The sequence below is a fragment of the Pseudarthrobacter sp. CCNWLW207 genome, from assembly GCF_037203945.1.
Taxonomy (GTDB): domain Bacteria; phylum Actinomycetota; class Actinomycetes; order Actinomycetales; family Micrococcaceae; genus Arthrobacter.
The window spans coordinates 165,559-192,072 of sequence record NZ_JBBCBS010000007.1; the positions used below are offsets into that span (position 1 = coordinate 165,559).

22 protein-coding genes are annotated in these 26,514 nt (G+C 66.2%); 11 read left to right on the forward strand and 11 right to left on the reverse strand.

All coding sequences use genetic code 11. The features are described 5' to 3' along the window. The first annotated feature begins 127 nt into the window (after positions 1-127). From V9L17_RS14115 to V9L17_RS14125, 3 genes are all read left to right on the forward strand, one after another. The gene (locus V9L17_RS14115) at positions 128-1,522 is read left to right on the forward strand and encodes an MFS transporter (RefSeq protein WP_337351881.1); all 1,395 of its coding nucleotides are present in this window, start codon (positions 128-130) and stop codon (positions 1,520-1,522) included. A 264-nt stretch (positions 1,523-1,786) separates the two neighbouring features. Beyond that, positions 1,787-3,535 (forward strand): pyruvate dehydrogenase, encoded by a 1,749-nt coding sequence (locus V9L17_RS14120; protein ID WP_337351882.1) that lies wholly within the window; start codon positions 1,787-1,789, stop codon positions 3,533-3,535. Positions 3,536-3,683: 148 nt separating this feature from the next. Beyond that, positions 3,684-4,946, forward strand: coding sequence for a serpin family protein (locus tag V9L17_RS14125; RefSeq protein ID WP_337351883.1), 1,263 nt, complete (start codon positions 3,684-3,686; stop codon positions 4,944-4,946). 17 nt (positions 4,947-4,963) lie between these two features. On the opposite strand, the gene V9L17_RS14130 is transcribed toward V9L17_RS14125, so the two are convergent. Further along, positions 4,964-5,275, reverse strand: coding sequence for a hypothetical protein (locus V9L17_RS14130; protein WP_337351884.1), 312 nt, complete (start codon positions 5,273-5,275; stop codon positions 4,964-4,966). A 99-nt stretch (positions 5,276-5,374) separates the two neighbouring features. On the opposite strand from V9L17_RS14130, the gene V9L17_RS14135 reads away from it, so the two are divergent. After that, a complete protein-coding gene (locus V9L17_RS14135) occupies positions 5,375-5,992 on the forward strand; it encodes a TetR/AcrR family transcriptional regulator (RefSeq protein ID WP_337348010.1) in 618 nt (205 codons plus the stop codon). Here the strand turns inward: V9L17_RS14135 and V9L17_RS14140 are convergent, their stop codons facing one another. Beyond that, complete coding sequence (locus tag V9L17_RS14140) at positions 5,993-6,877, reverse strand: hydroxymethylpyrimidine/phosphomethylpyrimidine kinase (RefSeq protein ID WP_337351885.1); 885 nt, start codon at positions 6,875-6,877, stop codon at positions 5,993-5,995. Between the two features lie 185 nt (positions 6,878-7,062). Here V9L17_RS14140 and V9L17_RS14145 point away from each other — a divergent pair, with 185 nt between their 5' ends. Further along, positions 7,063-7,779, forward strand: a complete 717-nt coding sequence (locus V9L17_RS14145) for a queuosine precursor transporter (RefSeq protein WP_337351968.1) — start codon at positions 7,063-7,065, stop codon at positions 7,777-7,779. A gap of 85 nt (positions 7,780-7,864) precedes the next feature. Here the strand turns inward: V9L17_RS14145 and V9L17_RS14150 are convergent, their stop codons facing one another. The 6 genes from V9L17_RS14150 to V9L17_RS14175 form a co-directional block, all read right to left on the reverse strand. Continuing rightward, complete coding sequence (locus V9L17_RS14150; protein WP_337351886.1) at positions 7,865-8,794, reverse strand: hypothetical protein; 930 nt, start codon at positions 8,792-8,794, stop codon at positions 7,865-7,867. Positions 8,795-8,934: 140 nt separating this feature from the next. Beyond that, the gene (gene tgt / locus V9L17_RS14155; protein WP_443198038.1) at positions 8,935-10,266 is read right to left on the reverse strand and encodes a tRNA guanosine(34) transglycosylase Tgt; all 1,332 of its coding nucleotides are present in this window, start codon (positions 10,264-10,266) and stop codon (positions 8,935-8,937) included. A gap of 33 nt (positions 10,267-10,299) precedes the next feature. Further along, positions 10,300-11,025, reverse strand: coding sequence for an SRPBCC domain-containing protein (locus tag V9L17_RS14160; RefSeq protein ID WP_337351887.1), 726 nt, complete (start codon positions 11,023-11,025; stop codon positions 10,300-10,302). Positions 11,026-11,095: 70 nt separating this feature from the next. Further along, the gene (locus tag V9L17_RS14165; RefSeq protein ID WP_337351888.1) at positions 11,096-12,067 is read right to left on the reverse strand and encodes a DUF6707 family protein; all 972 of its coding nucleotides are present in this window, start codon (positions 12,065-12,067) and stop codon (positions 11,096-11,098) included. Positions 12,068-12,153: 86 nt separating this feature from the next. Then, positions 12,154-12,693 (reverse strand): NUDIX hydrolase family protein, encoded by a 540-nt coding sequence (locus V9L17_RS14170; RefSeq protein WP_131133519.1) that lies wholly within the window; start codon positions 12,691-12,693, stop codon positions 12,154-12,156. Between the two features lie 95 nt (positions 12,694-12,788). Next, the gene (locus V9L17_RS14175) at positions 12,789-13,556 is read right to left on the reverse strand and encodes a VOC family protein (RefSeq protein ID WP_337351889.1); all 768 of its coding nucleotides are present in this window, start codon (positions 13,554-13,556) and stop codon (positions 12,789-12,791) included. Positions 13,557-13,643: 87 nt separating this feature from the next. Between V9L17_RS14175 and V9L17_RS14180 the strand changes: the two genes are divergently transcribed. Together V9L17_RS14180 and V9L17_RS14185 are read left to right on the forward strand one after the other, a co-directional pair. Next, positions 13,644-14,246 carry a YdeI/OmpD-associated family protein gene (locus V9L17_RS14180; RefSeq protein WP_337348016.1) on the forward strand — a complete coding sequence of 201 codons (603 nt, stop codon included), beginning with the start codon at positions 13,644-13,646 and terminating at the stop codon, positions 14,244-14,246. Positions 14,247-14,409: 163 nt separating this feature from the next. Beyond that, positions 14,410-16,413 (forward strand): glycoside hydrolase family 32 protein, encoded by a 2,004-nt coding sequence (locus V9L17_RS14185; protein WP_337351890.1) that lies wholly within the window; start codon positions 14,410-14,412, stop codon positions 16,411-16,413. A 48-nt stretch (positions 16,414-16,461) separates the two neighbouring features. On the opposite strand, the gene V9L17_RS14190 is transcribed toward V9L17_RS14185, so the two are convergent. Together V9L17_RS14190 and V9L17_RS14195 are read right to left on the reverse strand one after the other, a co-directional pair. Further along, positions 16,462-18,384, reverse strand: a complete 1,923-nt coding sequence (locus tag V9L17_RS14190) for a glycogen debranching N-terminal domain-containing protein (RefSeq protein WP_337351891.1) — start codon at positions 18,382-18,384, stop codon at positions 16,462-16,464. Between the two features lie 88 nt (positions 18,385-18,472). Then, complete coding sequence (locus V9L17_RS14195) at positions 18,473-19,675, reverse strand: glycoside hydrolase family 76 protein (protein WP_337351892.1); 1,203 nt, start codon at positions 19,673-19,675, stop codon at positions 18,473-18,475. Between the two features lie 139 nt (positions 19,676-19,814). On the opposite strand from V9L17_RS14195, the gene V9L17_RS14200 reads away from it, so the two are divergent. Both V9L17_RS14200 and V9L17_RS14205 read left to right on the forward strand, forming a co-directional pair. After that, complete coding sequence (locus V9L17_RS14200; RefSeq protein WP_337351893.1) at positions 19,815-20,651, forward strand: SDR family NAD(P)-dependent oxidoreductase; 837 nt, start codon at positions 19,815-19,817, stop codon at positions 20,649-20,651. Then, positions 20,648-21,874, forward strand: a complete 1,227-nt coding sequence (locus tag V9L17_RS14205) for an acyl-CoA dehydrogenase family protein (protein ID WP_337351894.1) — start codon at positions 20,648-20,650, stop codon at positions 21,872-21,874. The genes V9L17_RS14200 and V9L17_RS14205 overlap by 4 nt, the downstream gene beginning before the upstream one ends. An 8-nt stretch (positions 21,875-21,882) precedes the next feature. Here the strand turns inward: V9L17_RS14205 and V9L17_RS14210 are convergent, their stop codons facing one another. After that, complete coding sequence (locus V9L17_RS14210; RefSeq protein ID WP_337351895.1) at positions 21,883-22,719, reverse strand: DUF1684 domain-containing protein; 837 nt, start codon at positions 22,717-22,719, stop codon at positions 21,883-21,885. A gap of 147 nt (positions 22,720-22,866) precedes the next feature. Between V9L17_RS14210 and V9L17_RS14215 the strand changes: the two genes are divergently transcribed. Continuing rightward, positions 22,867-23,547: an NADPH-dependent F420 reductase gene (locus tag V9L17_RS14215; RefSeq protein ID WP_337351896.1), complete on the forward strand. Its 681-nt coding sequence runs from the start codon at positions 22,867-22,869 to the stop codon at positions 23,545-23,547. A 143-nt stretch (positions 23,548-23,690) separates the two neighbouring features. Next, the gene (ppc, locus tag V9L17_RS14220; RefSeq protein WP_337348024.1) at positions 23,691-26,513 is read left to right on the forward strand and encodes a phosphoenolpyruvate carboxylase; all 2,823 of its coding nucleotides are present in this window, start codon (positions 23,691-23,693) and stop codon (positions 26,511-26,513) included. The last annotated feature ends 1 nt before the right edge of the window (position 26,514 follow it).

Here is a 26,514-nt window from a genome sequence, read left to right on the forward strand (position 1 = left end):
GCTTGGATGGGGTCCCTGGCCTTCGCCGGGACCATCAATGTCGAGGAGGAACCATGGGCAACGTTGCCGTGGACAGCAAGAAAGTAAAACGGGGACCTGTGGCGAAGCCGGCAAGGAAGGTCCAGCGATGAGTACCCAGCAAACCGGGATCCAAAGTGAGTCAGCCCAGACCCGGCGGGCAGTCAGCAACATCCTCAAAGGCTCAGCGGGCAACCTCGTGGAGTGGTACGACCTCTACGTCTACACGGTCTTCGCCGCCTACTTCCAGTCCCACTTCTTCAACTCCAAGGACGAGCTCCAGGCTGGCCTGGAGGCGATGGCCGTGTTCTCGACGTCGTTCCTGATGCGTCCCATCGGCGCCTGGTTCTTCGGCCGCTACGCCGACCGCAAGGGCCGCAAGGCCGCGCTGACGTTGAGTGTCACGCTGATGTCCGCGGGCTCCTTCGCCATCGCGCTTTTGCCCACAACCCAACAGGTGGGCGTCTGGGCCTTGGTGCTGCTGATCCTCATCCGCCTGGTCCAGGGCTTCTCAGTGGGCGGTGAATACGGCACCAGCGCCACGTACATGTCCGAGGCTGCCACGTCCAAGCGCCGCGGTTTCTTCTCCAGCTTCCAGTATGTGACCCTGATCGGCGGCCAGATGATGGCCCTGCTGGTTCTGGTCATCCTCCAGAACGTCATGCCCAAGGACGACCTGACCGAGTGGGGCTGGCGTATCCCGTTCGCCATCGGCGGTGTGGCCGCGCTGGTTGTCCTCTGGCTGCGGCGCTCCATGGAGGAAACAGTCTCCGCGGAGCAGGTTGAAGCCGCGAAGGTACCCGCGGTGGCCGGCGTTGCGCAGCCCGGCACCATGAAGTTGCTGTTCACGCAGTACTGGAAGCCGCTGCTGATCTGCATCGGTGTCACGCTCGGCGGCACGGTGGCGTTCTACACGTACACCAACTTCATCCTGAAGTTCATGAACGATACGTCCGGCATCGCCAAGACGGATACCTCGGTTATCAACTTCTGGGCGCTGTTCATCTTTATGCTGCTCCAGCCCGTGTATGGCCTGATCTCGGACAAGGTGGGCCGCAAGCCGCTGCTGCTGTGGTTCGGCATCACCGGCGTCCTGTTCACCTGGCCGCTGCTCTCCACACTGTCCAACACCAAGGACCCGTTCACCGCGTTCCTGCTGATGATGGGCGGCCTGTTGATCGTTGGCGGCTACACCTCCATCAACGCCCTGGTGAAGGCTGAGCTGTTCCCCGCCTCCATCCGAGCCCTCGGCGTCGGCCTGGGTTACGCGATTGCCAACTCGCTGTTCGGCGGCACAGTCCCGCTGCTCGGTGCCGCGTTCCAGAAGGCCGAACGCGTGGACCTGTTCTTCACCTATGTCACCGTTGCCATCGCCATCTCCCTGGTGGTCTACATCTTCGCGCTGCGGAACAAGAAGGCCACGCACCTGGACCGGGAACAGGGCGATGCCTGGTCCGAAGCCCGCAAGGACGATGACAAGGACAAGGACCTCGTGGACGCCTAGCGCCTTAGCTTCAACACGCAGGAGGTTCGACGGCGGGTGGCCGGCACAGCGGTTCCTTCCGGGACTGTGCCGGCACCCGGCGTCGTCCCCCACCACCCGGGACGCTCTCTCAGTTCCGGCGTTAAGTGAGTGAGCGGTCCGGGAGGGGCACGGTCCGGGCGGGGCTTGCGCAGCCGCCGTTTCGCCCAGGCGGCCGGACTATATTGGGCCTTGTCGGCTGCTCAACCTGACAGCTGATCCAGCCGTTCGCGGGAGTGTGCACTCATGGCCAAGGAACTTGCAACCCAGCTCATCGAACAGCTCCAGGCTGCCGGTGTGCAGAGAATCTACGGAATTGTGGGGGACAGCCTCAACCCAATTGTTGATGCCGTCCGTCAAACGGGCGGCTCGCGGCAGGGCGGGATCGACTGGGTTCACGTCAGGCATGAGGAGGCTGCTGCCTTCGCCGCGGCTGCCGAAGCCCAACTGACGGGGAAGCTCGCGGTCTGCGCTGGATCGTGCGGGCCTGGCAACCTTCACCTGATCAACGGACTCTACGACGCGAACCGGTCCGGCGCCCCCGTTCTGGCCATCGCTTCCCACATTCCCAGCAAGCAGATCGGTAGCGGGTTCTTCCAGGAAACCCACCCGGACAGGCTCTTCAACGAATGCTCGGTGTACTCGGAGCTTGTCAGCACCACGGACCAGGCGCCGCGGGTGGTGCACAGCGCCATCCAGCACGCCGTGGGCCTCGGGGGAGTCGCCGTCGTCACCCTTCCCGGCGACATCGCGGGCCTGGAAGCTACCGCCACGACGCCGCTGCCCGCAACGTTCCGGCGCGCCGCGCTAACCCCCGATCCCGCGAGTGTCCGGGACCTGGCGGACGCGATCAATGCGGCCGGGAAAGTGGCCATCTTCGCCGGCGCCGGCGTTGAAGGGGCACACAACGAAGTGGTGGCCCTGGCCGAACTGATCAAGGCACCGATTGGTCACACCCTCCGCGGCAAGGACTTCGTGCAGTACAACAACCCGTACGACATCGGCATGACCGGCCTGCTGGGGTACGGCGCCGCTGCGGAGGGGATCGAGGACGCTGACCTGTTGATCCTGTTGGGCACCGACTTCCCCTATGACCAGTTCCTGCCCGAAACCCGCACCGCACAGGTGGACCGTGCCGCCCACAAACTGGGCCGCCGGACAGACGTGGATATAGCGGTCCATGGCGACGTCCTGCCCACGTTGGCTGCCCTGATGCCGCTGCTGGCGCCGAAAAAGAACCGCCGCTTCCTCGAGAAGATGCTCAAGAAGCATGACCGGCTGATGAACAAGTCCGTGGGCGCCAACACGCGCAAGGTGGAGAAGAAACAGCCGATCCATCCGGAATACGCGGCGTCGCTGCTCGACCAGGTGGCTGCCGAGGATGCGGTTTTCACTGCGGACACGGGGATGTGCAATGTGTGGACCGCGCGGTACATCAACCCCTTGGGGACGAGGCGTCTGATCGGCTCGTTCCTGCACGGCTCCTTGGCCAATGCCCTTCCCCACGCCATCGGCGCGCAACTCGCCTTCCCCGGCCGCCAAGTGGTGTCAGTCTCCGGCGACGGCGGACTGTCCATGCTGCTGGGCGAGCTCATCACCGTGGCGGCCCACAAACTGCCCGTCAACGTGGTGGTCTTCAATAATTCAACGCTGGGCATGGTCAAGCTGGAGATGCTCGTGGACGGCCTGCCCGATTTCGGCGTTGACGTACCCGATGCGAACTATGCCGCCGTCGCCCGGGCCTTGGGTTTCCACGCAGTCCGCGTCACCGACCCCGCCAGGATCGAGGCGGCGTACCGCGAGGCGTTCGCGCACCCGGGCCCTTCGCTGGTGGAACTGATCACCGATCCCCACGCACTGTCCCTGCCGCCGAAGATCTCCGGATCCCAGGTCGTCGGCTTCGCCACGGCCATGTCCAAGGTGGTCCTGAACCGGGGCGCCGGCGAAGCTGTCAGCATGGCACGGAGCAACCTGCGGAACATTCCGCGCAGCTAGCGTTCACGGGCTGGCGCACCGTACGGGGCTCGCGCGAGACCATAATGAATGCAAAGCGTGACCCTACAGGCATCGCCTGCCGCCGCCGTCGCTGGTTCACTGGGAGCAGGCGGATTCCCGCCATGGTGTGCCGGGGGAGGCTACAGGGATGTTTCGATTTCAGCGGGCAATCGCGTTGGGTGCCGTGATGGGACTGGCGGCGTGTGCAGCACCGGCGCCGCCGGAGTTGCTTACGGCCGACGGCGTAGAACGGGCCTCGGTGGACCGTGAGGCCTTCCCGGAGGAATTGGCCACGTTCCGGGATTCCGCCTTGAGACTGGGGGACGCCCTCCTGGCCAGCGGCGAAGGGAACGTCATCGCATCGCCGGGAAGCCTGCTGATTGCCCTTGCCATGCTGCGGGCCGGCGCGTCCGGAGAGGCCGCCGCAGAAATGGACGCCCTGCTGGGACTTCCCGTGGCGGACCGGGATCAGGCCATGAACGCGCTGCTCGCCTCCCTGGAAGAGTACGACGGCGACCCCGGCTCAGTGGACGAAGAGAACCCGCCTGCCAAACCACTGGTCCATACTGCCAACGGCCTGTTTGTGGATAAGAACGTTTCCACCGGCCAGGGTTATCTTGATGCCCTTGCCGAGCACTACGGGACCGGCGTGCATCCCGTGGACTTCCGCGACGAGGCGGTCACCAAGCCGGCGATCGACGCGTGGGTGAACAAAAACACCGGCGGCCGGATCGAGAAAGCACCGGCCCCCTACGACCCCAACAACACCTTCAGCCTGCTCAACACCGTCTACTTCGCGGCCGCCTGGGACATCCCGTTCGACGCTGAAGGTACCTCAGACGAACCATTCACCACTGCAGCCGGGGGAACCATTGACGTCCCCATGATGCACAACATGCAGGAAATGGCCTATGCCGAGGGCCCCGGCTGGCAAGCAGTGGACTTGCCCTACGGTGAGGGTTTCGTGATGCGGCTGGTGCTTCCGGCCGAGGATTCCGACGGCGGTGCTGGCGCCCTCAAGGCGGACCGGCTGGCGGAAGTGGCACGTGCCCTCGATGCTGCGAACCCTGAGGACGTTGACCTTGCGCTTCCTACCTGGGACCACAAGAGCCACTTTGACGTGCGGGCCATCCTGGAACAGTTGGGGCTGGAGAAGACCTTGAACACCACCCGCGATTTTGACGCGATCCAGCAGGGGTTGATGATCACCCAGGCCGCACAGGACGCCAACATCACCGTGGCAGAAAAGGGGACGGTGGCTGCGGCTGTGACGCAGATCAACGGCATGGCCACCAGTGTCCCGCCCGAGCCGGCACGGTCCATCAGCTTCGACAGGCCGTTCCACTACCAGATTGTGCATGTCGGGACCGGCCTGCCGCTGTTTATGGGAAAGGTCGCGGACCCGCGGTAGCCGAGGTCCGGCCGAGCCTACTGACCGGCCTTGCGGTTATTGCGTCGGCGCATCACGGCGCCGTAGCCCGCGAAAAGCCGCGGCAGGACGAGGTACACGGCCGCTGGAACAACCACGAGCGTCAGGACCAGCGCGCGGAGCACCGGGTGCCAGCCCTCCGTCAGGGGTGCCACCGCCATCATGCCTAGGGCCACCAGCGGGAAGATGGCCAGCCAGGTGATGACGGCGCGGACGTGGATGGACGGGGCGGGCGGAACCGGAAGCGGAGCCGAGACGTGGGCTGGCTCAGTGGAGGGTTCAGCAGTTGCGGGCGTGAGATTGGCATTCATGGCTAACTCCAACTAGTTAGTTGCTTTTGATAAAAAAGAGACTAACCCCGTGTGGCCGGAAAGTGCAACTACTTAGTTGGAAACGGGTAGGATTGTGGCATGGCCTGGAACACTGACCGCACCAAAGCCCTGCTGCTGACTGCCGCCACCGAGGAGTTCAGCGAGAAGGGCCTCGCCGGCGCGCGGGTAGACCGCATCGCCGCAGCGGCTGGTGTGAACAAGGAGCGTATCTACCAGTATTTCGGCAAGAAGGACGAGCTGTTTGATGCCGTGCTGGCCGCTGAACTGGTCCGGGTGATGACGGACGTGCCGATTCAGGGGCACGGCGCAGCGGCCGTCGGAGAATACGCTGGGAAACTTTTTGACCGTCACACGAAGGACGGCGCCCTGGCCCGTCTCCTGTTCTGGGAAGGCCTGGAACGCGGAAAAAACACCGTGGACCGGGCCACGCGCGCGGACCATTGCGCCGTAAAAGTGGGCCAGATGCTGGCAGTCCTGCCCGGGATCGACCGCACGGATGCAGCCGACCTCATCATCACCATCGTGACCCTGTGCGATGGCTGGACGGTCCTGCCCCAGATCGATGCACTGTTGGCTGGTTCCGCTCCGGACCGCCTGGACCGTCGTCGGGCTTTTATCGTGCGAACGGCCACGCTGTTAGCTGAGGCGCTGCTGGAAGAGGCTCGGGTGGACGAAGCTGCCAGCGGAATCCGGTAGCTAGCGCGGCCCGCCCTGCCAGAGGGCGTCGAACGGAGCCCCCGAGGCCACCCTGTTGCGGATCCCCGCGGTGACGAAGTCTTTGGCTGCCCGGGCAGCCTCAAGCGGCGTAGCGCCCTTGGCCAACTCCGCCGTTACGGCCGCGGCGAGCGAGCAGCCGGCGCCCGACACCGCCACCTCGCCCACTTTGGGAGCGCTCAGGACTTCGAGGGTCCCGCCGTCGTAGTAAACGTCGACGGCGTCCGGGCCTTCCAGCCGCACCCCGCCTTTGGCAAGGACCGCTGCGCCGCTGAGCTCATGGATGCGGATTGCGGCAGCCTTGAGCGATTCGACATCGGTGATCTCCAGGCCGGACAACGACTCCGCCTCGAAGTGGTTGGGCGTGACGAAAGTGGCCAGCGGCAGGATCTGCGACTTCAGGGCCTGGTCGGTGTCCAGGGCGTGGCCCGGCTCCTGGCCCTTGCAGATGAGGACGGGGTCCAGCACGACGTTGCGGAAGTTGCCGTTTTTCAGGGCTGCGGCCACCGTGCCGATGGTTGCCGGGCTCCCCAGCATGCCGATCTTCACGGTGTCCAGGACGGGCCGGCCCGAGGGAGCCGTGACCTCATCCGCCGCGCCCAATACGGAACCATACGCCGCCGTCGTGGCTTCGAGCTGGTCCGCGATCACCTGCTGGTCAACCGGCACAAAGCGGTGGTTCCAGCTGTCGTTCGGGTCGAACGAGACGATGCACGTGAGGTTGGCGATGCCAAAGACGCCGAGTTCCTGGAACGTTTTCAGGTCGGCCTGGGCGCCGGCTCCGCCCGTGGCCTCGGAGCCGGCGATTGTCAGGACAACGGCGGGAGCGGCTGCGGGGGACTGGACATCGGCTGCAACGGGAGTCATGGCACTATCCTGCCATCCGGCGTCGTCCGTCCGCTTTGTTTGCCTGGACAGTGGAAGCGACCGGGCAGAGGTCAGGCCCACAACCCATGGGAGAATTTGCGGTGACAGTGCTAATACAGCCGGCGTCCCATGAACTTGTCCTTGAGGCAGCGGACGCCGAGCGAACCACTACGAACGGACACCCCATGCCATCCCCCTCAGGCCCTGACGCCCTGCCCCTGACCAACTCCGGCACAGCGCCAAAATTCGCTTCCATCGGTTCGCCGTATTTCGGCATCATGCTGGCTTTTATGGCCGTGGTCCTGATCCTGTCCAACATCGGTGCCTCCAAGGGCGTGGCGATCGGCCCGATCATCACCGACGGCGGCTTCTTCCTTTTCCCGCTGGCGTACATCCTGGGCGACGTCATCAGCGAGGTATACGGCTTCAAAGTAGCGCGCAAGGCCATCTTCACGACCTTTGCGTTGTCCGTGTTCGCCTCGCTCTGCTACTGGGTGATCATTGCGCTGCCCGGCTTCGATGACGAGTTCGGCACGTCCAAGCAGGCAGCCCTGGAAGGCGCCCTTGGCCCCGTCCCGCAGATTGTCCTGGCCTCGCTGCTGGCGTTCCTGGCCGGACAGACCATCAACTCCTGGATCCTGGTCAAAATGAAGGCCCGCTCGGGGGAGAAGTCCCTGTGGGCGCGCATCATGGGTTCCTCGGTAGCCGGCGAATTCGTGGACACGCTGATCTTCTGCAGTATCGCGGCGTCCGTGATTGGCATCACCGACTTCGGCACGTTCGTGAACTACGTGGTGGTGGGCTTTGTGTACAAGACCCTGGTGGAGTTCCTGTTTGTGCCCGTGACCACCCTGGTGATCGGCTGGATCAAGAAGCGGGAACCGAGTTACGGGGCGGCGTAGGCCTGTTCCCGAGATCGCGGGAACGGTGCCGGTTCGCTGTAACGCGACAGCGATCCCGGGACTGGTCCCGCGAACTCAGCGGCGGTCAGTCGCCCAGGGCCTGCAGCAGGCGGTTCCTGAACTCCTGTTCCCGAAACAGGTCTTTCCATTCGATCCGGATCACAGTCCAACCGTCCTCCGTGAGGGCCTTCTCCCGTTGCCTTTCCTCGAAGAGCACCTGGTCCGTTGGCCGGTAGTCGAAGTACTTGTTCTTCCCGTCGAACTCGAGGGCCACCTTCCTTTGCTTCCAGGCAAAGTCCATCCGATAACGGCCGCGGCGCGTCATCACTTCAACCTGGGGCTCCGGAGCAGGGATTCTCAGCCGGGCGATGAGGTCCCTGGTTAGGGTTTCGCCGGGTGACTCCGAGCTCGGATCGGCGGCTGCGAGCACTCGCCGGAGGTTTCTGATGCCCCGGCGACCGTCCAACCCGGCTGCCGCAGCATCCAGAGTGGTCCTGTCCGCACCCAGCCGGAGCGCGTGGTCCACGAGGATCAGTGCCTGCCGGTATGGGAGCAGCAGACCGCAATCGACGGTGGTCCGCTCCAGGGTGGTGGTCGGCAGGCCGCTGACAATGGCCCGGTCAGCATCGGCTACGTCCGCCGTGTGGCAGACGACGTCCCCACCGTGGCAGTCCCCGGAGGGCCGCGTACGCTGCGTCAAGTGGATCCGGTTGTCAACGTTCCAGAGATAGAGTCCGCGGAGCCGTGCACCCGAGGTGTGGCTGTAGCGGGCGCCGCCACTCGACGTCGTGCGCGTTCCATGCGCGTGGGCGTGGATCAGCTGGAGGTTCCGGACGCGGGGCGACTGCTTCATCCAGACGCTGCCCCTGATGTAGCAGCCCTGGCGGAGCCGGACCAGGGTGCCAGCCGCCACCAGTGCGGCGATTGAGCGTTTCCCCACTCCGAGGTCCAGGAGTTCCTGCGTTCGCCAGAGACTGCCTTGAGTCGGCAGGGAGTGGGTGCGTATGGCTGCCATGCGAACAAGCATCGCTGCCGGTCGCGATCGGCTGAAGACCCCGCCGTCGTTATGTGGAAAACCGTGGGTTCGCGGGAGGAAGACCCAATTCGCTGGAGCGTTACAGCTAATTGGGGCGGCTCCCCCGAACTCGGCAGGCGTCAGGAGTAGTACTGCGCCAAAGTCTCGGCCTTGAACTCGAAGAACCGGCCCGATTCGATGGCAAGCCTGGCGTCGTCCACCATCTTCACCACAAAGCGTTCGTTGTGGATGGAGATCAGGGTGGCGGACAGCATCTCCTTGGCCTTGAACAGATGGTGGATGTAGGCCCGGGAGTAATTGGCACAGGCATAGCAGTCGCAACCGTCCTGCAGCGGCCCGAAATCGCGCTTGTACTTGGCGCCGGAGAGGTTGTACCGGCCGGTTGGCGTGTAGAACGCGGAGTTCCGGGCCACGCGGGTGGGAGAGACGCAGTCAAAGGTGTCCGCACCGTTCTCGATGGCGGTGAAGATGTCGTCCGGCTCGGAGATGCCCAGAAGGTGCCGCGGCTTGTCCTCGGGCAACTCCTCGTTGCACCAGCGCACGATCGTGCCGAGGTTTTCCTTTTCGAGTGCCCCGCCGATTCCGTAACCGTCGAAGTCCATGGCGCCGAGGTCCCGGCAGGCCTTCCGGCGCAGGTCCTCGTATTGGGCTCCCTGGATCACGCCAAACAGTGCCTGGTACGGCTTTCCCACCCGCGCAGAGGTCAGCCGGACGTGCTCATCGATGCAGCGCAGCGCCCACAGCCGGGTCCGCTCCAGCGACTCCTCCTGGTAGCCGCGGGAGTTCTGCAGCGTGGTCAGCTCATCGAAGGCGAACATGATGTCCGCGCCGATCTGGTGTTGGACCTGCATGGAGATTTCCGGCGAGAAGCGGTGCCGGTCGCCGTTGAGATGCGATTTGAACCAGACGCCGTCGTCGTCAATGTGTGCCAGGCGCTCCTTGCCGGGAGCGACGGCATCATCGGGACCTGAGGTGTCCACCGACTTCATGTCGATGACCTTCTTGAACCCCGAGCCCAGGCTCATCACCTGGAACCCGCCTGAGTCCGTGAACGTCGGCCCGGACCAGTTCATGAACGCGCCCAGCCCGCCGGCCTCGTCAAGGATGTCGGCGCCGGGCTGGAGGTACAGGTGGTAGGCGTTGGCCAGGAGGGCTTGGGCGCCGAGCTCCGCCATGGACTCGGGCAGCACCGACTTCACGGTGGCCTTGGTCCCGACGGCGATGAACGCCGGTGTCTGGATCTCACCGTGCGGAGTGGTGATGGTGCCGGTCCGGCCGAGGAATTCGCCTCCGTTGTCGAGGATCTGGGCGGCAGCCGGCGGGCAGCTGTCGGCAAGGCGGGTGCCCACCGTGAAGGAGAACTGCGACTGGTCAGCGGGCAAGGCTGAGGCGTGCGCCGCGGAAGCGGGCAGGACTGTTGGGGGAGTGGCGGAGGCGGGGTTGGCTGGCACGGTTCCAGTGTGCCAGCTGTCCGCCCCGTTGCCTTAGCGCAGCGCTTCTGATGTGGGGTAGTTCTCAGCCCGCCAGCCGTCCCACAGGGCCCGGATGGACTCCAGCTTGGACGCGCCGAGGTCGTACGTGGAGATGATCACCAGGGAACCGCCCTTGGGCCGGACGTCTTCGATAACCGGCTGGTCGGCCACAATCAGGAGCCCGTCACCGTGCTCCGCGTAGCCATGGACCGTGAGCCCCACCTGATGGTTGCTCCGGTACCAGACTTTGCCGGCGATCTCCTCACCCGTGCCGAGGGTCAGCTCGTAGTTCTCTCCGGGTTTGGGCACGTTGGACAGGCCCAGCTTCTCGATGGCGGAACCGGACTCACCGGGGACCTGGAAGAACGTCGTATGCCGTTTCCCATGGGGGTGCCGTTCCAGCGCGAAGCGGAGCTGCTGCAGGAAGGTCAGCCAGCCCTGGGTGATGTCCTCGTCCCACGCGGCCCATTCGGAGTTGTGGTCCATCGCGGCCCGGGTGACGCTGACCAGGGTCCCCGTGGGCACGGGTTTGAGTTCAAAGACGTCCCCGCCGTCGGTGGTCAGGCTGGTGTGGTCCGGGGCCTCGGCCACGTTGTCGCCAAAGTAGATTTCATTGATCTCCTTGGCCAGGTCATCGGCGTCCCAGCCGTGCCACTGGGCTACCTTGGACGGTTCGCGCAGCATGGTCCAGACCTGCGGCGCGTCGGCATTTATTACCACGCTCAGATTGTTCGTCATAGCCCGAATGTACAACTGACGGGCAGTGCCGGGTAGGGGGAATTTTCCCCTGTCCGCGGAGTGGCCGGCGTCAGGCGCGGACGGCCTCGAGCTCGTTGCTGATCCGGCGCTGCAGCTCGCTTGCGCCGATGGTTTCCGAGCCTCCATGGGCCCGCAGGAACAACAGCGATTCGAGCCGCAGCAGCCGCCATTCGCGTTCGGCCTCGTGATTGGAGTTGTCGATCGAGCGGAAGATCTCTTTGTCGTAGAGGTTGGGCTCATTCAGGGACCGCTGCCGGACTTTGGCGTTCATCCGGGCCTTGAACGGGTCCGTCTCCTGCGCCTCCGGCGTGCGGAGCAGCTTTTCGTACACTTTGGCGCGGTCCACCTGGCCGTCCTCGCGGCAGATGTAGCTGGACAGCGCCAGCGACGCCTCCACGGATCCCCACCGGCCAGGGTTGCCGTCATAGGGCAGGACGTTCAGCAGGTCCGCCACGGCCAGGGCGCCTTCAGGGTCCTTGAGCGTGATGAACAGTTCGTGGGCGAGGTCGCTGAGGTCCTTCAGGCAGCTTCCCGATTTGACGTTGATTCCCTTGGCCAGCCTGTCGGCCAGCAACATCACGCCCTCGGCGTCCGCGTGGGATTCGGCCGCGGCCTCCACCACGGCTTCCGGCGTTCCTTGCGGAGCGGGAATCAGCGCCAACTCCTCCTCTGAGGGGCCGGTCGCCGCTGGCGGGACGGCGGGCTGGGGAGGAACGACGACGGCGGGAGCCTCCACGGCTGCCTCCGCCTCCGCTGCGGGGTTGGCGGCTACGGGAAGCTGTGCGACGGCGTCGGGCGCTGCGTCCAGCACCTGGACCGAGGAACCGGCGGCGATACGCACTGTTCCACCGCCGGAGAGGTTGGCGAGGACGATTGCAGGGGTGCCGAAGTCGTCGGACTCGACCTCCACATGCTGGATCTCGGCGGTGCGTTCGCCGTCGGGCAGCAGGAGCTCATCACCGGTGGTCAGGGATCCAGCCTGCTGTTCGCTGTAGTGCCGGGCGGCTGGGGTTTCGGTCATGGGAGTCCTTAAGTTCTCTTGCGGTCCGCCCAACAGTCTACAAAGGCGGGCGCCGGAAGTCGGGGACGCCGGGTTATCCGCGAGGGTCAGAAGCCCACGCCGGCGAACGCGAGAGCCTGGCGGATCAGGGCGCCGCGGCCACCGCTGAATTCCAGCTGCACACCGGGGCTCAGCACTTCCTCGGGGGTCATCCAAGTCAGTTCCAGGGCGTCCTGCCGGGGCTCGCATTCGCCGGTCACAGGGATGACGTAGGCCAGCGACACGGCGTGTTGGCGGTCGTCGGTGAACCCGGTCTGGGACGGTGCCGGGAAGTATTCGGCCACGGTGAAAGGGACCGGGCTGATGGGCAGCTGCGGGAAGGCCAGCGGGCCGAGGTCCTTTTCCATGTGGCGCAGGAGTGCTGCGCGGATGGTTTCACGGTAGATCACGCGGCCGGAGACGAGGGACCGGATCATGGTGCCGTCCTCGTCAGCCTGCAGCAGCGTGCCCACTTCGTTCACGAATCCGAGCGGATCCAGCCTGACCGGAACAGCCTCCACGTAAACCATGGGGAGCCTCCCGCGCGCTTCAAAGAGGTCCTCTTCGGAGAGCCAGCCGGGATTGGGGTCAGGTGTACGAACGTTCATGGTTAAGTTCTACCCCATAGGACGGCTGCGGACCGTCGAGGAGTGAGCTGTCGGCGTAAAGCGTCGTCCATAGCGGCGAAACCCCACCCCTCGATTCAGCGCTTCGAGACCCAGAGGGTGGCTGGAACGTGCGGCGCCCCGACGGGACCGCCGCCTCCAGCTGACGCATCGGACCCGGCGTCGGGGTTGGCCACGTGCAGCGTGCGCCCGAACGCCTCCTCCGTCACCCGGACCTCATGCCCCGCGTCGGCGAGGCGGGCCTCCAAGGCGGCAAGGTCGCCGTCGTACTCGAAGCCCAGGCCCGCCCGCGGTGCTCCCTCGGCGGGCCGCACCATCAGCACGCCGCCATTCTTGGCCGCGAAGTCAGCGGTTTCGTCGTCATCTGGGAAGGGACGGAAGCGGGCGCCGATATCGCGTAGGGTCTGCGCCGCGGACCCAGGATCCTCCGTGAACCAGACCTCGACGACGGCGAGGCCCGGATCCGCCTCGGCAGAGGTCGTCCAGGTGCCATCGGCGGCCTTGGCGGCAGGATCGGCCAGGAAGCTGAACCCATCCGGACCGGTGATGCGGCAGGATTCGCCGTGGTCTGCCTGGACGAGCTCGGCGGGGGTGGTGCCGCCTTCTTCTCCAGCCAAGTTGGTGCGCCGGGCAAATTCGGCGAGGTTGCCTACCTCCACGCCGAAGGTGGTGGTCCCGTCCTCCGCAGAACCTGGCTCGGCCGCGTGGAGCGCCAGCCGTCCGGAACCGGCGTCAAACTCGCGCCAGGAGCCCTCATCCACGGTCTTGACCAGCCCCAGCCCGGTCAGCAGCCGTTCCCAGGCGTCGAGCCGGGATGTGAAGTGGACAGGGCGCGAACGCAGCATGTGATTCTCCTCGACGGCGGGGAACGGCGCAGATAGGGCCATCATGCCATGACTTGCTTCACGTGGCACCGGGGGCAGAATGGGTCCATGGCCATTGAACTGGAGGAACTGCTGGTGCCGGATGCTGCAGCGTGGCGGTCCTGGCTGGAAGCCAACCATGCGGACAGCCCCGGTGTGTGGCTGGTGCTGCACAAGAAGGGCGGCGACGTCACCGAACTGGATTACGACGCCGCCCTTGATGAGGCGCTCTGCTTCGGCTGGATCGACGGCCAGGTCAGGAAGCGCGACGGCGGCAGCTACTTCCAGCGGATGACCCGCCGGCTTTCCAAGAGCCCCTGGTCCGCCCGGAACGTGGGGCACATCGCCCGGCTGGAGGCCGCAGGCAGGATGACAGACGCTGGCAGGGCCGCCGTCGACAGCGCCAAGGCGGACGGCCGCTGGGATGCAGCTTACGGCGGCCAGGCGACGGCAGAGGTTCCGCCCGACCTGGCCGCCGCAATCGCCGCCGTTCCGGAGGCACAGGCCATGTTCGACGTCCTTACGTCCGTGAACCGGTACGCCATGATCTACCGGACGAACTCGGCCAAGCGCCCCGAGACGCGGGCGGGACGGATCGCTGGTTTTGTGGACATGCTGGCCCGCGGCGAAACACTGTATCCGCAGAAAAAGCGTCCCGCCGCCACCCCCTGATCCCCGCGGGTTGGGGCTCCTGGATCCGTTCCGGATGCGGCGGCCGGTTTAGGGTGCCCCGTGCAACCCTGTAGAATTGATGGTTCCGTAGCGCTGGTGCCGTCTCCCGACATGGGGGACGGCACTTGTGCGTTTACCGACCGATTGGCTCAACATGGTCCGCATGTTCCCCAAGATCAGCCCCCGCCTCAACCTTCGCCATCCGCTTCCCTGGCTGGTCGCTGCCGCCGTGGCCGCCTTGGCCCTGGTGGTTTCGCTGGTGGTTGCCGGCAACACCAGGACAGGTTCCGCAGCCGCGGCTGACCGCGTCCTCGATGAGGTCTCGGCAGCCCAGGAGACAGCACACAAGGAACACGGCACGTACGCGTCCTTGTGGCTGAAGGGCAACGACCGGACGCTCGAACAGCAGGTTGGGGCCCTCCGGACTGGAGGCGCCGAGGACGTCCGGATCATCGAGTGCGGTGCCGGCTGGCTGGCCGGGGCCCGCGTGGACGGGAAGGTTTTCCTCCGCAGCAGCGAGGCAACCGACGCCGTCGAACAGGACCACGGAAAGGCCCGGCTGCCGGAGTGCATCAGCGCCGAGGCCCGCGATGCGCTGCTCGCCGACCTGGGCGTGCCGCGCGAATGGCCCGAGGCGGACGCGGCGCGGCTGGCGGCGCCCGCGGAGGATCCCGGGTACCGTCCCGCCTACCATCTGACCCCCGAGCAGCGCTGGATGAACGATCCCCAGCGGCCGTTTTTCCTCGACGGCGTGTGGCATTACTACTACCTCTACAACGCCGACTACCCGGAGGGGAACGGCACCGAGTGGTTCCACGCCACCAGCACCGACCTGGTGCACTGGAAAAACGAGGGCGTGGCTATTGAGAAGTTCAGGAACGGCCTCGGCGACATCGAAACCGGCACCGCCGTAGTGGACACCGATGGCACCGCCGGTTTTGGCAAAGGGGCGGTCATCGCTGTCCTCACCCAACAGGACGACGGCGTCCAACGGCAGTCCATGTTCTACTCCACGGACAAGGGACACACGTTCACCAGCTACAGCCAGAACCCGGTCATGGACAACCCGGGCCAGGAGCACTGGCGTGATCCCCGCATCCTGCGGGACGAGGCCCACAATCAGTGGGTCATGCTTCTCGCGGAGGGCCACAAGATCGGGTTCTACACCTCCACTGACCTCAAGGACTGGACCTACGCCTCCAGCTTCGAACGGGACGGGCTGGGGGTCCTCGAATGCCCGGACTTCTTCCAGCTGGATGTCGACGGCGACCCCGACCAACGCACGTGGGTGCTGGCCGCGGGGGCCAACGGTTCCGCGGAGGGGCGGACCACCGGAACGGCCTACTGGACCGGGTCCTGGGACGGCAAGGCTTTCACCGCCTCGGATGACCAGCATCAGTGGCTCGACGGCGGCGCGGACTTCTACGCGGCAGTGACCTGGGACGATCCGAGGCTGACGGACGGGCAGCGCAAGGCCTCCCGGCAGGCCATCGGCTGGATGAACAACTGGGCCTACGCCCGCCAACTGCCCACCGAAGGCTGGCACGGCGCCGATTCGGTGGTGCGGGACATCCGCCTGCAGTCCGGCGGCGGCCGGCCCACCCTGGTATCAACCCCGACGCCGGCCCTGGAATCTTTGGAAGGACCCCCTCAGCAGGTCCCCGCCCAAGAGTTGCGCGAGGGCGCCGGCACGCCGCTTCCGGTTCCCGGGAGCGGGGCCTTCAAAATCGACGTCGAGCTTGAGAATGGCGGAGCCGACGCCGAGGCGCGGGTCCTGCTGCACAGCGGCCAGGAGACCTACGCCACCGTGGGCTACGACTTCCGGAATGGAACGGCCTTTGTGGTCCGGGACGGGGATGCTGCGTCCAAGGGGGAGCGTGCGAAACGGCCGGAGCGTCCGAATGCAGCCGCAGGCGGAAACGCCCAGGAACGGGTGGACGACGCCTACCGGCAGGCCCGATCCGTGGCGAGTCCCGCCGTCGACGGGAAAGTCAGGCTGACCATCTACGTTGACCGGTCCTCCGTGGAGGTCTTCACCGGCGGCGGGCAGAGCCTGACCTCGCTCGTCTTCCCGCAAGAGGGTGCCTTTGGCGCCTCGGTTGCCCGCACCGGCGGAGCTGTTTCCCTGAACGCCGCGACCGTCACGCCGCTTGCCGCAACCAAATAGAAGCCGGCATACCCGCGGCCAAGGCAGCGCTCCAGCTACCGCAGCCAGCTACCGCAGCCCGCCCAACGCCTGGGCCAGCACAACGGCTGACGCCGAGGACCACGCCTGGGGATGGCAGGACGCCGGGTAGGGCACAGCCAGGCTTGATTCGGCGGCGGTGACGCCCGCAAAAAGCTGCGGCAGCCTGTACCCGAAAGCGGCAGACGCGTCGAGCAGGCCTTCGGCGAGGGCTTTGGCTTCAGACGTGAAGCCTTCGGACAGCAGGCCGCGGACGGCAATGGCGGTGTCGTGGCTCCACACTGAACCGCAGTGATAGCTGAAGGGCCAGAAACCCGGTGCCCTGTGCGAGAGGGTGTGGAGGCCGAATCCGGAAAACAATTCGGGGCCCAGCAGCCGGGCGGCAACGTGGCGGGCCTCGGCGGGGTCAAGGATGCCGGTGCCCAGCAGGTGGCCCATATTCGAGCCGGGCACATCCAAGGGCGCGCCGGTGCCGTCCACTGCCATCGCCGGGAAGGGGCCTTGGGCGTCCTCCACCCAGAAGCGCTCGCGGAACCGTTGCGCCAAGGCAGAGGCGAAGTCCCTCAGCTCAGCGGCCCCCGGTTCGCCAAGCGCGTCCAGCAGTTCCGCCGTCGCAGTGGCCGCCTGGTGGGCGTAGCCTTGGGCTTCGGCGACCGCGACGGGACCCTCCGCCGGCCGCCCATCCCTGAATTGCAGGGCATCGGCGGAGTCCTTCCAGCCTTGGTGGCCCACCCCATGCCCGCTGACATTCCCGTACCTCAGCAGGCCGTCACCGTCCGCCCGGCCGGTGGACGCCAGTAGCCACTGCCCTGCCCGCCGAGCTGCGGGCAGGAGGGCACGGACGGCATCGTCCGCCTTCCCGGATTGCCACAGCTCGCCCAGGAGACACAGCCAGAGCGAGGTGGAGTCAGCGGCGCCGAAATAGACCGGCGGCAGGTGCAGCCCGTCGTTTTCGAGGACCAATTCCTTGGCCCGGAGCTCATGAAGCATCCGGCCAGGCTCTTCGTCCGAGTCCGGATCGGTATCGGAGCCCTGGAGTGTCGCGAGGGCGCGCAGGGTCCCGGTGGCGAGGCCAGGGTCCAGGGGCAGCAGGAACCGCGCCGCCCACAGGGAATCCCGGCCGAACAACGTGAAATACCAGGGAGCGCCGGCCGCCATGAACGGGGCATCCGGCAGTTGGCGGGTTGCCATACGGAGGCCGTCGAGCTCGTCGAGCGAATTCTCCAGCAGCGTCCGCAGCGGCCCCGCCGGCAGGGCCATCGCAGGCACGGCAAGGGACGACGGCGCGGCCGCAACTACTGCGCTCTCTGTCTCGTCCAGCACGGCCTGCCATTCGGCGTCGAACGTCCGCCCGCGCCCGGCGGTGCCGTGCCACAGGAGCCGTGGGAGGTTGCTGCCCTCATGACCCGCGGAAGCATCTGCGGTCAAGCCCCCGGCAGCCACACCGCCACCGTTGGTGCCCGGCGCGGAAATGGAGAGCGTGCGGCCATCATTGTGCCAGCGCAGGGAGTGGTCATCGGCGGACTCCGGGGGCTGAGGCGTCGCAAACTGGCTCAGGCGGATCGCTGCCATGTCGGTGAAGTCGGCCGCCAGGGTCACTGCCAACTCGACGTCCAGGGAGGGCAGCGACGTGCCCACCTTCAGCGAGTGGCGGACCACCCCTGGCGTCACTGTCCAGGTCTGGAAGACCTCGACGGCGGGATCAAAGCTGTGCCCTTCGATGCCGCGGATAAGTCCCCGGACGCGGAGGACGCCGCCGGGAGCCGACTCCACGGTCACCTCCTCGGGAGCGAATCCGTTGACAGTCACCGTGGCCTGGCACAGCATCCGCGTGTCGCCATGGAGGAGGCCGCTGAAGCCATCCCGTGCCAGCCGGCCGTTGGCATCGAGCCAGAGCTGCGTGGGTGCGGCCACGGTGCAGTGCTGGCGATGGAGCCCGGGCCGAACACTCATGCGCCCCACCTTACGCCCGGGGCCCTCCCGCCTGGCGGAATCCTGCGGCCAGTCGCCCACCGCCGTTCGGGATCACGGCGTGCATGATTTACGGTGTGGATGCCCGCTCAACGGCTGCGGCGGCTTCGAGCACCGTCCACGCCTGCAGCTGGGTGGAGAGTTCGACGGCGGCACCTGGCGGATACGTGCTGGCCGCCGGTTTCTCCGGGAGGGCTGAAAAGAGCAGTTTGCCCCTGTGCCGGGCCAAGGGCTCCGCGGGGGTGATCGGACGGCGGCCGTCCCAGAATGCATCCGCGGTGTCCAGGACTAGCCGGGCGGCAGTGTTCCGGACGGTCCCGGGGAGGCGGGCGTCGGCTGCCGCGAGCGCCAGGTAGCGGGACAGGATCCCGGTGAAGAGTCCGCCGTCGCCCGTTCCGTCACAGCGGAGCACCCGGGTGCCGGGCGTGTCCCCGCGCTCACGGGTCAGGCTGCGGCCCACCGCCTCCACCACGGTGGTGGCCCTGGCCAGGTTTGCCGCGCCGCCAAGCTCCAGCAACGCGCCCAGGACCGGACCCTGGTTATAGGTGTAGATGGCGCTCTCAACCACGGCCTCTCCGGCGGCGTTGATCCGGATGCCGTCCAGATAGAGTCCCTGGTCCGGATCAAACAGCCGGGCGTCCAGCCAGTCCAGCAGGGCCTGGGCTTTGGCAAGGTTCCCGGTCCGGGCGTAGTACAGGGCCACGGGGGCGGTGGCGGGGGTGTTCTTGAAGTCCCGTTTCTTGCTCCAGAACGTGCCGCCGCCGAGGTCGTCCGTGGAAGCGGAATCGAACTGCAGCGTAAGGGTTTTCCGGATCCGGGCGTTTCGACGCCGGCCGGTCCTGCGCGACTCCTCGGCGAGTTTCTCCAGCCGCAGTGTGGACAGCGCCAGCCAAGCCATGTCGTCGTAGTAGTTGTTGACGAACGTCAGCAGGTTCCGCAGCCGGATGCCTGTCACGAGCCGTGAGGCCAGCCTGCCGGCGCTGGGGCGGTCCGGCCCGTTAAAGCGTGCAGCCGGCGTGGCACCGTTGCCCAGTTCGCGGAGTCCGGTGTCCACCAGGCAGTCAACGTAGTGCGCCTGCCACCAGTAATGCCAGGGTCGGAATAGGTTCTCCACGCGCTTTGAGGGCCGCTGGACGGCCGCGATGTGCGTGCCCGGGAGGAAAAACAGGCGTTGGCCAAAGACGGCGGTGACCGAGCGGGCAGCCTCAGTGGCCCGGGCGGCACGGGCGATGGGCCCGTCTGCGGGCGGCAGTTCGGCTTCCTGCGACGTCATGCGCTCCAGCCTAGCGGTGCGCCCTTCGCATCCAGGAAAGCCGCGGGCATGGTGCGCCGGGTCACAATTTCAGTTAACATTCACTAACTAATGTTCCGCGCTTGTGCGTCCAACGCCGGGCTCACATCAAGGAGGATGGATGGACATCAACGGTTCTGTCGCACTGATCACGGGTGGGGCGTCCGGGCTGGGTGCGGCCACGGCGAGGCGGTTGTTCGGCGCCGGCGCTTCTGTGGTGCTGATCGACCTGCCGTCCTCCGCCGGCGAAGCGTTCGCTGCAGAGCTGAACAGTTCTACCCGGGCCGAGGCGACCGGGACCGGGGCCGCTGCTGCTGCGGAACCTGCTGGCCAGGCCGCCGTCTTTGCCCCCGCAGACGTGACCAACGAAGCGGAGGTCCAGGCCGCCGTCGATACCGCCGTCGCCCTGGGACCCCTGCGGATCGTGGTGAACTGTGCCGGCATAGCCACGCCCGGCAAGGTGCTGGGGCGCGAGGGTGTCCTCCCGTTGGACGCATTCAGCCGGGTCATCCAGGTGAACCTGATCGGGACGTTCAACGTGCTGCGGCTGGCTGCCGAAGCCATGGCCGCCACGGAACCCGCCAGCACCGAACTTGGCGGACCCGAGCGCGGCGTCATTATCAACACGGCGTCGGTTGCGGCCTTCGACGGGCAGATCGGCCAGCCCGCGTACGCCGCGTCCAAGGGAGCCGTCGCCGCCATGACCCTGCCCATCGCGCGGGAACTGGCGCGCTCGCTGGTGCGTGTGGTCACTATCGCCCCGGGCATCTTCGAAACCCCCATGATGGCCGGTCTGCCGCAGGATGCCCAGGATTCACTGGGTCGGCAGGTGCCGCATCCCTCCCGGCTGGGCAAACCGGCCGAATACGCGGCCCTCGTGGCCCACATCGTGGAAAATGCGATGCTCAACGGTGAGACGATCCGCCTGGACGGCGCCATCAGGATGGGCCCAAAATGAGTCCCGCTCCTGCCGCCGCGCAGCTGCCCGGGCCCGAATCCCTGCCCACGGCCGACTTTTTCCTGTTCGAATCCCTGCTGGTCCCGCATGAGCGGCGCAAACTGGCGGAGCTGCGGGAGTTCCTGGCCGCGGAAATCGCACCCCACGCAACCGACTGGTGGAACAACGCCGAATTCCCGGACCACATCCTCCCCAAACTGGCGGCCCTGGAACTGAGCACGCCGGCCCAGCGCGGCTACAGCCACCTGTTCGCAGGGCTGGTCATTGCCGAAATGACCCGGGTGGACACCTCAATCGCCACATTTTTCCTGGTCCACCACGACCTCTTTGTGGAGTCGCTGTATGCATTCGGTTCGCAGGCGCAGCGAGACAGGCTGCTCGCGGACGCGGCAAGCCTCCGCACCACGGGGGCGTTTGCACTCACCGAGCCCGCCCACGGCTCCGACGTCGCGGGCGGCATGGAAACCCGGGCGCGGCGCATTTCCGGTGCCACAGGAATGCCCGACGACGGCGGCGACACTTGGGTGCTCAACGGCGCCAAGCGCTGGATCGGCAACGGGACGTTCTGCGACTACATGCTGGTGTGGGCCCGCGACGAGGCCGACGGCAGCGTGCGGGGCTTCGTCGTGGACGCGTCACTGCCGGGCGTGAGCCGGAGCCGGATTGAGCACAAGATTGCCCTGCGGACCGTCCAGAATGCCGACATTGTCTTCGAGGATGTCCGCGTTTCCGAGGCTGACCGCTTTGCCGGAATCACAAGCTTCGAGGACACCAACCAGCTCCTGAAAGGCTCACGGATCATGGTGGCCTGGCAAGCCGTGGGGCAGCAGCTGGCAGCCTTCGACGTTGCCCGGCAGTACGCCGTCGAACGCCAGCAGTTCGGCCGGCCACTGGCGAAGTTCCAGCTCATCCAGCAGCAGTTGGTCACCATGTTGGGCAACGCCGTGGCCAGCATGGGCATGATGGCACGGCTCGCCCAGCTCCAGGAGGACGGCGGCGCGGACATGGCCCAGGTGGCACTGGCGAAGTCGTACTGCAGTGCCCGGATGCGGGAGACCGTTGCGCTGGGCAGGTCCATCCTGGGCGGAAACGGCATTGTCACCGATTACCGGATGGCCAAGATCTTCGCGGACGCCGAAGCCATTTACACGTATGAGGGCTCGTTCGAAATCAACACCCTCATCGTGGGCCGGGCCATTACCGGGGTCTCCGCCATCGTCTGACGCCACGCTCATTCGGCGAGCATAGGATCCTTCTCGCCGGCCTCGATCCGGTAGTCCAGGCTGTTGTTCTTCACCGGCATGGGGCAGGTCCCGTAGGGGGTGAAGGCGCTGGGGTAGTTGATGGCCCGGTTGAAGTCCAGGACCACGGTGGGGTTTCCGGAGGGGTCGACGCGGGGCCGGGTGGTGGACACCTTCCGCCATTCGTCCGTGGAGTCTCCATTGGTTTCGTCATGGAACGTGACCGTGAGGGCGCCGAGCTTCTCTTCTTCGGCCTGCAGGTGGAACTCGTGATCCTTGCCGGGCAGGCGGAACACCAGTTCGCCCACCGACCGGTGCACGCCATCCACCAGCGGATTCGCGGTTCCGATGGGGACGTCCACCGGCTCCGGGTAGGGCCGGAAGCTGGCCTCCACCACAAGGTCGGGCCGGTAATCAAAGGTGGGCACGCCGTCGAACTCCGTAAAGACCGGCGAGCCTGCATCCCGGGTGCGGATGGCATACTTCCCGGCACGCATGGCGAGCTCCACCACCACCTGCCTGCCGTCGTCACCCCCGAACTGCACCCACATCAGCGACTCTTCATCGACCAGCGCCGCCGTCACCGTTCCTTCAACAGGCTGCCCGGTCTCCACGAGCGTCAGTCCGTCTTCCGCGGAGGCGGTGAGTGCCGCCGTCGTACCGTCTGTTGACCACAGCCCGGGGACGAGGTCGACGGCGGCGGGCTGGTTTTCGAGCCACTGGAACGAGGTGAGGGTCAGCCAGCCGTGGGGTGCTGCGAGTGCCTTGTTGCGGTTGGTGCGGAAACGCTGCCAGCGTTCCAGCTGGGCCGCAGGTGTGGTGTTCATGGTTCCTCCTGGACGTGGTGGCCCCGGCTACAACCCCGGCGGCGTACGGTTCATTCCACCACTGTTCGGTTGCCCTTGCCTTGAAGTTCCTGGGGAGTAACGTCGGAACCGGACTGTGGCACTGCACCTACGCTAAACGGAGGAACTATGAAGATTGCGGTCCTTGGGACGGGTACTGTTGGCCGGACCCTGGCCGGTGGACTGGCCGGGCTGGGGCATAGCGTGGTGCTCGGCACGCGTGATCCCCAGGAAACGTTCGCCCGCTCCGGCCCGGATGCCATGGGCGCCCCGCCGTTCAGCGAGTGGCACGCCGCCAACCAGGAGATTCCGCTGGAAACGTTCGCCGAGGCGGCCGCTGCCAGCGAGCTGGTGGTCAACGCCACCAACGGGGCGGGTGCCCTGAGCGCCTTGGGCTTTGCCGGCTCCGCCAACCTCTACCGCAAAGTGCTGGTGGACGTATCCAACGCGCTTGATTTTTCCCAGGGCATGCCGCCGGTCTTGAATCCGGTCAACACCGACAGCCTCGGCGAGAGGATCCAGCGCTCTTTCCCGGATGCCCGCGTGGTCAAGACCCTGAATACGATGAACGCGGGCCTGATGGTGGACCCCGGCCGGTTGGCCGGCGGGGACCATTCCGTGTTTGTCTCCGGCGACGACGCAGAAGCGAAGGAGACGGTCACAGGGCTGCTGCAGGAGCTGGGGCACCGGGACATCGTCGACCTCGGTGACATCACCACAGCTCGCGGAGCTGAAATGATGATGCCTGTGTGGCTGCGCCTCTACAGTGTGCTCGGCACCCTCGATTTCAATTTCAAGATCGTGCGCTGAAACATCGGAAAAGGCAGCGACACTATCTGAGACGGATTCCCCGGAGGCGGCCACCTGCGGGTAGCATCTTTAGCTAGTAACGTGGCTCACAGGTATCCAGCGCAGTGTACGAGCCAAGTCCGAACCCTCGAAAGATAGTTTCCATGGCTGACACTGCAATAAATTCCGAAACTGACCTTGCCGCAGAGCTGAGGGCTGATGTCCGGCGTGTTTCCACGCTGCTGGGTGAATCGCTGGTTCGCCAGCACGGACCCGAACTCCTGGACCTGGTGGAGCAGGTACGCCTCCTGACTAAGGAATCCAAGGAAGCTGCCCGCGGCGGCGCGGATGCCACCGGCCCGTGGAGCGCCCACGACGTCGTCGCCCAGGTCCGCGAACTGCTCGGCTCCCTGCCCATCGAGCAGGCCACTGACCTGGTGCGCGCCTTCGCCTTCTACTTCCACCTCGCCAACGCCGCCGAACAGGTCCACCGCGTCCGCGGCCTGCGGACCCGGGCGGAAAAGGACGGCTGGCTGGCCAAGGCCGTGTCCGACATCGCCGACCAAGCCGGCCCGGCCGTGCTCCAGGAAGTGGTCAACGGGCTGGATGTCCGGCCCATCTTCACAGCCCACCCCACCGAGGCCTCGCGCCGCTCGGTGCTGGACAAAATCCGCAAGCTCTCCGACGTGCTGGCCCAGCCCACCCACGAGGGCACCACGGCCCGGCGCCGGCAGGACCGCCAGCTGGCCGAAATCATTGACCAGATGTGGCAGACGGACGAACTCCGCCAGGTCCGGCCCACTCCGGTGGATGAGGCCCGCAATGCTATTTACTACCTCGGCGGCATCCTGACCGACGCCATGCCCGAGATGCTCACCGAACTCTCCGAACTGCTCGGCGAACACGGCGTCACCCTGGCCAACCAGAACGCGCCCATCCGCTTCGGGTCCTGGATCGGCGGCGACAGGGACGGCAACCCCAACGTCACGGCGTCCGTCACCCGCGAAATCCTCCAGATCCAGAACCAGCACGCAGTGCGCATCAGCATCGGCATGATCGATGAACTGATCTCCATCCTCTCCAACTCCACCGCCCTTGCCGGCGCGGACAAGGAGCTGCTGGAATCCATCGACGCAGACCTGAAAAAGCTTCCGGGCCTGGACCGACGCGTGCTGGAGCTCAATGCCCAGGAGCCCTACCGGCTCAAGCTCACCTGCATCAAGGCCAAGCTGATCAACACGGGCAAGCGCGTGGCTACCGGCGCGGTGCACGAGCACGGCCGTGACTACAGCGCCACGGACGAGCTCCTGGCCGACCTCGAACTGCTGGAACTGTCGCTCCGGAACCACTCGGCGTCGCTCGCTGCCGACGGTGCGCTGGCACGCGTCCGCCGGGCCGTGGCGTCCTTCGGCCTGCACCTTGCCACCCTGGACATCCGGGAGCACGCCGACCACCACCATGATGCCGTCGGCCAGCTGATGGACCGGCTCGGCGGCCCGGGCCTGCGCTATGCGGAGCTCAGCCGGGAGGAGCGCTTCGAGGTGCTGGGATCGGAGCTGGCCTCGCGCCGCCCGCTCTCCGGGCACCCCATTAAGCTCGACGGCGTGGCCGATGGCACGTACGACGTCTTCCGCGAGATCCGCCGCGCCCTGCGCATCTACGGCCCGGACGTCATCGAGACGTACATCATTTCCATGACCCGCGGCGCGGACGATGTCCTTGCTGCAGCCGTCCTGGCCCGCGAAGCAGGCCTGGTGAACCTCTTCGGTGAAAACCCGCACGCCAAGATCGGGTTCGCACCGCTCCTGGAAACGGTGGAGGAACTCCGGGCCTCTGCGGAGATCGTGGACCAGTTGCTTTCCGATCCGTCCTACCGCGAACTGGTACGGCTCCGCGGCGACGTCCAGGAAATCATGCTCGGCTACTCGGACTCCAACAAGGAATCCGGTGTGATGACCAGCCAGTGGGAGATCCACAAGACGCAGCGGAAACTCCGCGACGTCGCCGCGAAGCACGGTGTCAGGGTGCGCCTGTTCCACGGCCGCGGAGGTTCCGTGGGCCGTGGCGGCGGGCCCACCTACGACGCCATCATGGCCCAGCCCAACGGCGTACTTGAAGGCGAGATCAAATTCACCGAACAAGGTGAGGTCATCTCGGACAAGTACTCGTTGCCTGAACTGGCCCGCGAAAACCTCGAACTTTCCTTGGCCGCCGTGCTCCAAGGCTCGGCGCTGCACCGCGATCCGCGGACGTCCGATGACCAGCGCGAGCGGTACGGGCACGTCATGGAAACCATCTCCGACGCCGCCTTCGACCGGTACCGGAAGCTGATCGACCATCCGGACCTCCCCGCGTACTTCATGGCTTCGACACCCGTGGAGCAGCTCGGCTCCCTGAACATCGGTTCGCGCCCGTCGAAGCGCCCGGACTCCGGCGCCGGCCTCGGCGGCCTGCGAGCCATCCCCTGGGTCTTCGGCTGGACCCAGTCCCGGCAGATCGTGCCGGGCTGGTTCGGCGTGGGCTCGGGCCTGAAGGCTGCCCGTGAGGCCGGGAGCTCCGCCCAGCTGGTGGAGATGATGGAGAACTGGCACTTCTTCCGCTCGGTTCTCTCGAACGTGGAAATGACGCTGGCCAAGACGGACCTGGACATCGCCGGTTACTACGTGGCCACCCTGGTCCCGGAAGACCTGCACCACCTTTTCCGGGCCATCCGCGAGGAGTACGACCTCACGGTCACCGAGATCCAGAACCTGACCGGCGAAAACGTGCTCCTGGATGCCCAGCCCACGCTTAAACGCTCCCTGGAGATCCGCGACCAGTACCTTGACCCCATCAGCTACCTGCAGGTGGAACTGCTTCGCCGCGTGCGGGCTGGCCAGGGCGCCGAGGGTGAAAGCATCAGCGGGGCTGAGATCGACGAACGCCTCCAGCGGGCCATGCTGATCACGGTCAACGGTGTGGCAGCGGGCCTCCGCAACACCGGCTAAC

Coding starts and splice junctions, on each gene's coding strand:
- V9L17_RS14115 (WP_337351881.1), top strand. CDS start 128: ATGAGTACCCAGCAAACCGGGATCCAAAGTGAGTCAGCCCAGACCCGG.
- V9L17_RS14120 (WP_337351882.1), top strand. CDS start 1,787: ATGGCCAAGGAACTTGCAACCCAGCTCATCGAACAGCTCCAGGCTGCC.
- V9L17_RS14125 (WP_337351883.1), top strand. CDS start 3,684: ATGTTTCGATTTCAGCGGGCAATCGCGTTGGGTGCCGTGATGGGACTG.
- V9L17_RS14130 (WP_337351884.1), bottom strand. CDS start 5,275: ATGAATGCCAATCTCACGCCCGCAACTGCTGAACCCTCCACTGAGCCA.
- V9L17_RS14135 (WP_337348010.1), top strand. CDS start 5,375: ATGGCCTGGAACACTGACCGCACCAAAGCCCTGCTGCTGACTGCCGCC.
- V9L17_RS14140 (WP_337351885.1), bottom strand. CDS start 6,877: ATGACTCCCGTTGCAGCCGATGTCCAGTCCCCCGCAGCCGCTCCCGCC.
- V9L17_RS14145 (WP_337351968.1), top strand. CDS start 7,063: ATGCCATCCCCCTCAGGCCCTGACGCCCTGCCCCTGACCAACTCCGGC.
- V9L17_RS14150 (WP_337351886.1), bottom strand. CDS start 8,794: ATGGCAGCCATACGCACCCACTCCCTGCCGACTCAAGGCAGTCTCTGG.
- V9L17_RS14160 (WP_337351887.1), bottom strand. CDS start 11,025: ATGACGAACAATCTGAGCGTGGTAATAAATGCCGACGCGCCGCAGGTC.
- V9L17_RS14165 (WP_337351888.1), bottom strand. CDS start 12,067: ATGACCGAAACCCCAGCCGCCCGGCACTACAGCGAACAGCAGGCTGGA.
- V9L17_RS14170 (WP_131133519.1), bottom strand. CDS start 12,693: ATGAACGTTCGTACACCTGACCCCAATCCCGGCTGGCTCTCCGAAGAG.
- V9L17_RS14175 (WP_337351889.1), bottom strand. CDS start 13,556: ATGCTGCGTTCGCGCCCTGTCCACTTCACATCCCGGCTCGACGCCTGG.
- V9L17_RS14180 (WP_337348016.1), top strand. CDS start 13,644: ATGGCCATTGAACTGGAGGAACTGCTGGTGCCGGATGCTGCAGCGTGG.
- V9L17_RS14185 (WP_337351890.1), top strand. CDS start 14,410: ATGTTCCCCAAGATCAGCCCCCGCCTCAACCTTCGCCATCCGCTTCCC.
- V9L17_RS14190 (WP_337351891.1), bottom strand. CDS start 18,384: ATGAGTGTTCGGCCCGGGCTCCATCGCCAGCACTGCACCGTGGCCGCA.
- V9L17_RS14195 (WP_337351892.1), bottom strand. CDS start 19,675: ATGACGTCGCAGGAAGCCGAACTGCCGCCCGCAGACGGGCCCATCGCC.
- V9L17_RS14200 (WP_337351893.1), top strand. CDS start 19,815: ATGGACATCAACGGTTCTGTCGCACTGATCACGGGTGGGGCGTCCGGG.
- V9L17_RS14205 (WP_337351894.1), top strand. CDS start 20,648: ATGAGTCCCGCTCCTGCCGCCGCGCAGCTGCCCGGGCCCGAATCCCTG.
- V9L17_RS14210 (WP_337351895.1), bottom strand. CDS start 22,719: ATGAACACCACACCTGCGGCCCAGCTGGAACGCTGGCAGCGTTTCCGC.
- V9L17_RS14215 (WP_337351896.1), top strand. CDS start 22,867: ATGAAGATTGCGGTCCTTGGGACGGGTACTGTTGGCCGGACCCTGGCC.
- ppc (WP_337348024.1), top strand. CDS start 23,691: ATGGCTGACACTGCAATAAATTCCGAAACTGACCTTGCCGCAGAGCTG.